9 protein-coding genes are annotated in these 6,983 nt (G+C 36.4%); 5 read left to right on the top strand and 4 right to left on the bottom strand.

All coding sequences use genetic code 11. The features are described 5' to 3' along the window. Positions 1–127: 127 nt before the first annotated feature. The gene (glnA, locus tag ACPLVF_RS11760; protein ID WP_424908015.1) at positions 128–1,462 is read right to left on the bottom strand and encodes a type I glutamate--ammonia ligase; all 1,335 of its coding nucleotides are present in this window, start codon (positions 1,460–1,462) and stop codon (positions 128–130) included. A gap of 240 nt (positions 1,463–1,702) precedes the next feature. On the opposite strand from glnA, the gene ACPLVF_RS11765 reads away from it, so the two are divergent. Beyond that, positions 1,703–2,053: a MerR family transcriptional regulator gene (locus ACPLVF_RS11765; RefSeq protein ID WP_424908016.1), complete on the top strand. Its 351-nt coding sequence runs from the start codon at positions 1,703–1,705 to the stop codon at positions 2,051–2,053. Between the two features lie 41 nt (positions 2,054–2,094). On the opposite strand, the gene ACPLVF_RS11770 is transcribed toward ACPLVF_RS11765, so the two are convergent. Next, the gene (locus ACPLVF_RS11770; RefSeq protein WP_424908017.1) at positions 2,095–2,766 is read right to left on the bottom strand and encodes a GntR family transcriptional regulator; all 672 of its coding nucleotides are present in this window, start codon (positions 2,764–2,766) and stop codon (positions 2,095–2,097) included. A gap of 103 nt (positions 2,767–2,869) precedes the next feature. Between ACPLVF_RS11770 and ACPLVF_RS11775 the strand changes: the two genes are divergently transcribed. Beyond that, positions 2,870–3,538: an endonuclease III domain-containing protein gene (locus ACPLVF_RS11775; protein ID WP_424908018.1), complete on the top strand. Its 669-nt coding sequence runs from the start codon at positions 2,870–2,872 to the stop codon at positions 3,536–3,538. Positions 3,539–3,556: 18 nt separating this feature from the next. Continuing rightward, positions 3,557–3,982 carry an EamA family transporter gene (locus ACPLVF_RS11780; protein ID WP_424908019.1) on the top strand — a complete coding sequence of 142 codons (426 nt, stop codon included), beginning with the start codon at positions 3,557–3,559 and terminating at the stop codon, positions 3,980–3,982. Positions 3,983–3,986: 4 nt separating this feature from the next. Here the strand turns inward: ACPLVF_RS11780 and ACPLVF_RS11785 are convergent, their stop codons facing one another. After that, positions 3,987–4,508, bottom strand: a complete 522-nt coding sequence (locus tag ACPLVF_RS11785; protein WP_424908020.1) for a flavin reductase family protein — start codon at positions 4,506–4,508, stop codon at positions 3,987–3,989. Between the two features lie 218 nt (positions 4,509–4,726). Between ACPLVF_RS11785 and ACPLVF_RS11790 the strand changes: the two genes are divergently transcribed. After that, a complete protein-coding gene (locus tag ACPLVF_RS11790; RefSeq protein WP_424908021.1) occupies positions 4,727–4,993 on the top strand; it encodes a hypothetical protein in 267 nt (88 codons plus the stop codon). A 1-nt stretch (position 4,994) separates the two neighbouring features. After that, on the top strand, positions 4,995–6,002 hold the full coding sequence (locus tag ACPLVF_RS11795) for an MFS transporter (RefSeq protein WP_424908022.1): 1,008 nt from the start codon (positions 4,995–4,997) through the stop codon (positions 6,000–6,002). Here ACPLVF_RS11795 and ACPLVF_RS11800 read toward each other — a convergent pair. Further along, positions 5,999–6,919 (bottom strand): DMT family transporter, encoded by a 921-nt coding sequence (locus tag ACPLVF_RS11800; RefSeq protein ID WP_424908023.1) that lies wholly within the window; start codon positions 6,917–6,919, stop codon positions 5,999–6,001. The two genes, ACPLVF_RS11795 and ACPLVF_RS11800, sit on opposite strands and share 4 nt — an antisense overlap. Positions 6,920–6,983: the final 64 nt, after the last annotated feature.

Raw genomic sequence — 6,983 nt, forward strand, 5'->3', positions numbered from 1 at the left:
TACATTTTTTCTGCTTTTTCCTCCTTTTTGACCTAAAAATATTTTACACTATCTATTTTATTTTATCAAATTAAAGTAATGAAAAACCCGGCAAAATCTATAATGTTTTGCCGGGTTATTTTTTCCATTAGAATATAGGCAGGTACTGGTCCAATTCCCACTGATGGACCTGGGTCCTATAGGTATCCCACTCAATGAGTTTTGCTTTTACAAAGTGCTCGTAAGCGTGGGGACCCAAAGCCTTCTTTATAACTTCATCTTTTGCAAGGCATTCAAGGGCTTCCTTTAAAGTCCCCGGGAGGTTTTCTATACCCTGAGCAAGCCTTTCTGCAGGGGTCATCTCGTAGATATTATCAAAAGTCTGGGGGCCGGGGTCAATTTTGTTCTTTATGCCGTCAAGGCCTGCAGCCAATATCACTGCAAGGGCTAAATAGGGATTTGCAGAAGGGTCCGGGCTCCTGAGCTCTATCCTGCTTGCATTTCCGCGTGCAGCAGGCACCCGCACCAAGGCGCTCCTGTTTTTGCTGGACCAGGAGATGTAGACGGGTGCTTCATACCCCGGGACCAATCTTTTGTAAGAGTTTACCGTGGGATTGGTTATTGCGGTAAAGCCTTTAACATGGTGCAGTATACCACCTATGAAGTACTTTGCAACTTGAGAAAGCCCTGTCTCTTTATCATCTGGGTCGTAAAAAGCATTCACTCCATCCTTGAAAAGGGACATATGAAGGTGCATGCCCGAACCGTTTTCACCGAAAATGGGTTTTGGCATAAAGGTAGCGTAAAGGCCGTGTTCCAAGGCTATAGCCTTTGTCACAAATTTAAAGGTAACTATATTGTCTGCGGTTTTCAGTGCAGGGGCATATTTGAAATCTATTTCATGCTGGCCAGGAGCTACCTCGTGGTGGGCAGCCTCCACCTCAAACCCCATCTCTTCAAGGGCAAGGACTATATCCCTCCTTGCGTTTTCTCCGAGGTCAACCGGTGAAAGGTCGAAATATCCACCCCTATCGTTGGTTTTAATGGTAGGCCTCCCCTCCTCATCCATTTGGAAGAGGAAAAATTCGGGTTCTGGCCCTACTTGGAACTCATAGCCCATTTCCCTTGCCTCTTCACAAACCCTTTTGAGAATAGTACGGGGGCATCCTATAAAAGGCTCCTGCTCCGTGGTGTAAATGTCACACATGAGCCTTGCTTCCGCACCCCTTCTCGGCCTCCAGGGGAGTATGCAGAAAGTATCGTAGTCAGGCCTTAAGTACATATCCGACTCCTGTATCCTGGTAAAACCTTCTATGCTGGAACCGTCAAACATAATCTTGCCGTCAAGGGCGTCCTCTAACTGCTCTACCGTAATGGTGACGTTCTTTATAATGCCCAAAATGTCAGTGAACTGCAGCCTTATAAATTTAACATCAAGCTCCTGGGCTTTTTTCAAAATATCGCTTTTGGTGTACTTAGGCATAATTTCACTCCTTTTTTCATATTTATTTTTTAACCAGCCAAATAATGCCATCAAAATAATAAAAAAACAATATCTTTGTTAAGTATAATATCACCAAACTTATCTTGTGTCAACTTCTTGTCAGGTTTTTTTATTTTAATTTTTTATTGTTAACGTTTTATGTTAGGTTTTGTATTGACCTTTTAAAAGGATTTTGTTAGAATTAAAATTAGGAAAATTTTATAAGGAGGCAGATGCCTCATGGAAAAAGACGAAAAGAGATATTACAGCATCGGAGCCGTTGAACAAAAGACCGGGCTTTCCGCAAGGCAGATAAGGTATTACGAAAACCTCGGCCTTGTAAACCCTGAAAGGACAGAAGGCGGGCAAAGAAGGTATTCTGAAAAGGATGTTCTAAGGCTTTTAAGGATAAAATACCTCAAAGATAACGGCTTTGATTTAAAATCTATAAAAGAAAAGATTGAAGAATTTGAAAAAGAACTTTTCCTCGAAAGCAAAACCGACCTTTCTCCTGCAGAGCTGAAGATTTCTTCCTTATACCCCGTTTCCAACAGAGCTTTGCTTTTAAAACTTTTGGAAAATAAAAAATAAAGTCCAGCACAAAATTTTACTGTGCTGGACATTTTTGCTGGTTAAAAAACCTTCCTCTCTTTTAAATAAGGTGTAAGGTTCATTTTTGCTTTTTCCACATGATTTATCATGGCTTTCTCCGCTTCTTCAGGGTCTCTCTTCTCTAAGGCTTCGTATATTTTTTTATGTTCTTCCAATGAAACTTGGGCTCTCCCTATACTTTTAATTGAAACAAGCCTTGCCCTTTGTATAAAGTGGTTAAAGTGGGATAATACCGATTCTAAGGGTCTACTCTGACAAGCTCTAAATATGATGTCGTGGAATTGTGTGTCAAGTTCGGATACCTTGTCTATTTCTCCTTTTTGAGTATAAAACTCCATCAAATCAAGGACATCTTTTAGTTCCTTTAGCTGTTCTGGGGTAATCTTTTCCGCAGCCCATCGAGCTGCCAAACCTTCGATCATTTTCCTAATTGTATATATATCCTCAACATCCTTTTCAGTTACTCCTTCTACTATAACGCCCTTATTGGGTATGCTTGAAACAAGTCCCTCTAACTCAAGCTGCCTTATAGCTTCCCTAACCGGGGTCCTGCTGACACCCAATTCCCTTGCCACTTTTAACTCTATAAGGCTTTCTCCGGGTTTGTAAACCCCGTTTAATATGGCATTTTTTAAGTGCTGGTATATTCTATTTCTCAACGAGTAACCGCTTTCCTGTCCTTGACCAATCATGAAAGCCCTCCTCAACCATATATAAAAATTTTGGACAACTCAATTATAACACATGTATAATTGTATTTAAAGGCACAATAAAAAGGAGGTTTCTGTTTTTGTTATGGAAAAACACTTTCTATTAACGGTCTTTGAAAATCTTTATGCAGCTTTTGGCCCGCAGAATTGGTGGCCTTCAGAGAGTGATTTTGAAACTGTAATAGGTGCAATACTGACACAAAGCGTATCATGGTCCAATGTGGAAAAGGCCATTGATAACCTTAAAAAGGAAAATCTTCTTTCCCCCCAATCGCTTTCGAAAATAGATAATGAAAGACTTCACGCCCTAATTCGCTCCACAAGGTTTTATAAACAAAAGGGTGAAAGGTTAAAAAATTTTTGCAGGTATTTGTTAGAAAATTATGAGGGAAATTTATATAAGTTATTTGATAAGGATATTTTCGAGCTTCGCAGGGAACTTTTAAGCTTAAAGGGATTAGGAAAGGAAACGGTTGACAGTATTATCCTTTATGCAGCGAAAAAGCCCATCTTTGTAGTTGATACTTATACAAAGAGGATATTTTCAAGATTGGGAGTAGTTGATGAAAACCTCGACTATCAAGCACTTCAAGAAATTTTTATGCAAAACTTGCCCCACGATACGTCCCTTTTTAACGAATACCATGCCCTTATAGTAAAGCTCGGCAAGGATGTATGTAAAACAAAACCCAAATGTGAATTCTGCCCATTGAACAACTTTTGTAAGTACTATATTTCAAAAAATAAATTTTAGAGAAAAGGAGGTCAAATAATGAAACCTTTTATTTTTGCGTTGCTTACCGCTTTATTTTGGGGGATAGCCCCTATTTTCGGTAAAATGGGGCTTTACAAACTACCTCCTTTAGTTGCTCTCTTTGTTAGAACTTTAGCCATTAGCGTCGTCGTAGGCATTTGCTTAATATTTTCTTATAGTAAAGGATATATTCCTGCTTTTACATTAGATAAACGTTCTTTAATATTCATAGTCTTAGAGGGGATTTTTGCCTCCTTTTTAGGACATTTCGCCTATTATTACGCATTAAAGGAAGGGAACGCTTCTTTTGTGGTGCCTTTAAGCGCTACGTACCCTGTCTTTGCGCTTATTTTTGGGCTGCTGTTTTTAAAGGAATCTCTATCTTTTAATAAGGTAGTTGGGGCTATAATAATTTTAATAGGTATTATCGTGATGAAACTATAAGGTTTTATTTTTTTAAAATTTCACTTTTAATCTTGATATTCGTTATTTCACCTATATAGACATGATGAAAATCCCCGTGAGGGTAAAAGGAAGTTTTTATTTCTGAAGGGATTGCATCCTGTTTTAATTGGGACTTGTAAATTGTCCTGCACTCTATTATTAGGTCGCAGTTCTCAATTCCCGGAGAATCAACGGTTTCACCTGGAACAAGTTTTAAATTCAACTCTTTTATTTTGTCTGCTGTTTCTCCCGATAGTGTGCCGCATATTCTAAGCTCCTTTGACAAATCTGTTTTTATAGGAATGCTTACCGTGTAAGAATCCGCTTTTTCTATAAGTTTAAAGGTAAACCTTGAAGGCCTGACAAAGGCGACAAATACATCCTTTTGCCATAGCCTACCTATAAAACCCCAGCCTATTGTCATGGTATTTACTTTGTCATTGGATTTCACCGTTAAGAAAGCCCCTTTATCTAAGCCCTCAACGATATAAGTTGAGGCTTCCTTTAAAGAAATCTTTTTAAACATTTTCCTCTCCTCCTTTTTTTATTTTATTACTCTTTTTTTTATTTATCTAAATGTAAAGTAATATTTTATTTCTATCAATGAAATTTTCTCAGAATAATCCCATAATGGCAATATCAAAGATTAATCGCAATGTTATATTTTTATTGACAATTAAAAATACATCAAATAATATTATATTGGTTTTGTATTTTTCTGGAAAAAGGGGGCACTAAAATTTTATGTCCGCAGAAATTCATTATACAAGGGAAATAGAAAAAAAAGTTTTTGTAAATACAATCCTCTTAATACTCGGTAAATCAATATCCTTACTGGGTAGTTATTTGTATAATTTTGCCATTAGCTTATATGTGTTAAAAATGACGGGGTCGGGACTTTCTTTTTCGGCAAGTTTAATTTCCGGAACATTGCCCCGGGTAATATTTGGCCCCTTTTCGGGGGTGCTGAGCGACAATTTCAGCAGAAAAAAAAATAATTGTTTTTTCTGATTTGATAAGTTTTTCAGCCCTAATACTATATTATATTTTATTTAATCCCTCATATTTAAACCTATTATTAATAATCGCTATTAATTTTCTTCTCGCAACATGCAATATTTTCGAAGATGTTTCTTTTAATGCTTCAATGCCTGCTGTTGTAGGCGAAAATAGGCTTACTCGAGTTAATTCAATAAATTCAAGCATATCTTCCATTTCATCTATTGCAGGCCCTTTTGTGGGAGGAATAATTTTTAGTTTTGTAAATCTAAAATTTTTTATTTTAGCAAATGCTCTTTCTTTTTTTGCTGCGGCTTTGTGCGAATTGTTTATAGATTTCAATTTATTCCCCGAAGAAGTCCTCAAAGTAAGAAAAAATACTTTTAGTTTTAAAACGTTTTTTTCTGAAATTAAAGAAGGGTTTTCTTTTATTAAGTCTCAACGGGTGATTTTTGCAATTTTTTCCGCTGCCATTTTTATAAACTTCTTTTTCTCATTTGGAATAAATGTACCTTTCCCTTATATTGTAAATAACGTAATTGGGCTTTTGCCTGCTCAATTCGGCATCCTGGAAAGCTTTTTTCCTTTAGGAATTCTTGTGGGGTCTTTCATTCTCGCAATTCTTCCTGAAAGGAAAGATTTAAATAAAACTTTATGCTTCAGCCTTTTAATAATAAGCGCACATATATTTATTAACGGCTTTAGTGTCCTACCATTTCTCCTTAAATTTTTATCGAAATCCTTCTACTTTGTTTTCTACTGCATTTTAGTTATTATTGCAGGAATATCTTCGTGCTTTGCGAATATCCCCATACTTTCTCTGCTTCAAAAAAGCGTCCCTTCCGATTTAAGAGGAAGGGTGTTCGGCCTTATTTCCATGATGACTTCATTAATAGAGCCTCTCGGAATGTTATTGGCTGGATTATTAATAGATAAAATTCCGGTATATATCCTTCCCATTTTTTCATCGGTATTTTTGGTTTTGTTGACCCACAGTATCTATTCGGGCATAAAATCTTAAGCATAATTTAACTCTTTCTTACCTGCAAACCGGTTTGTCCCCCATATACCTCCTAGTATAAAAAGGCTCCCTAAAATATTATACCAGTAAAAATTTTCATTGCCCAACAACACGCCAGCCAAAATTGAAATCAAAGTAGTCAAATTGCTAAAAACCGAAGAACGAGTTGCCTCTATTTTTGAAATCATGTAGTTAAAAAGTAAATACGCCACTACGGAAGATAAAAAACCCAAATAAAATATTGAAACTACAGCCTTCAAATTAAATAAAGGAGCAAAATAATTTATGAGATCATTATTCATTATATGCCTTATTATCGAAAGGGCGTTGAAAAATACCATTCCAACTATCATCATGAAATAAGTAATTTCTTGAGGGGTATATTCCTTAGATATCTTTCTTGATATTACATTGTAGAGTCCAGCACTTACCACAGCCCCTAATACGAATAAGGTGCCTATTAGGTTTTCCCCCACTTCCAATTTACCCTTCATTACTATCATAAACACCATACCAAAAACCGAAAGAAAAATAAAGAAAATCTGTCCCGGATTGGGCCTTTCGCCCAATAGGAAAAAAGCAAAAACTAATGTAATTACAGGTATAACAGCTATCATCATTCCAGTTTCTGAAGAAGATGTAAGTTTGATCCCAATAGTTTCAAATATAAAATAAAGAATGGGTTCTATAAAACTTATAAACAATAAAGGCCACAGAGATTTTCCTCTAAAATTTACCTTTACATACCCGGTAATTCTAAGTATTACAAATACCATAAATGCAAAGCTGAATCTTAATGCCAGCAAATGATATGTATCCATTACTTCAAGACCTTTTTTAGTAAACAAAAAGGAAAAACCGAAAATAAAAGAGCAAACTAATCCTGCAATAATTGCTTTTTTTTCTTCCTTTGGCATAATTTATTATCCTGGTCATCCAAACTGTGACAAACTTCCCAGTTTGGAAGGCTGGGGTATTTTT

The organism is Thermovenabulum sp. (assembly GCF_049701175.1).
Classification (GTDB): Bacteria; Bacillota; Thermosediminibacteria; order Thermosediminibacterales; family Thermosediminibacteraceae; genus Thermovenabulum.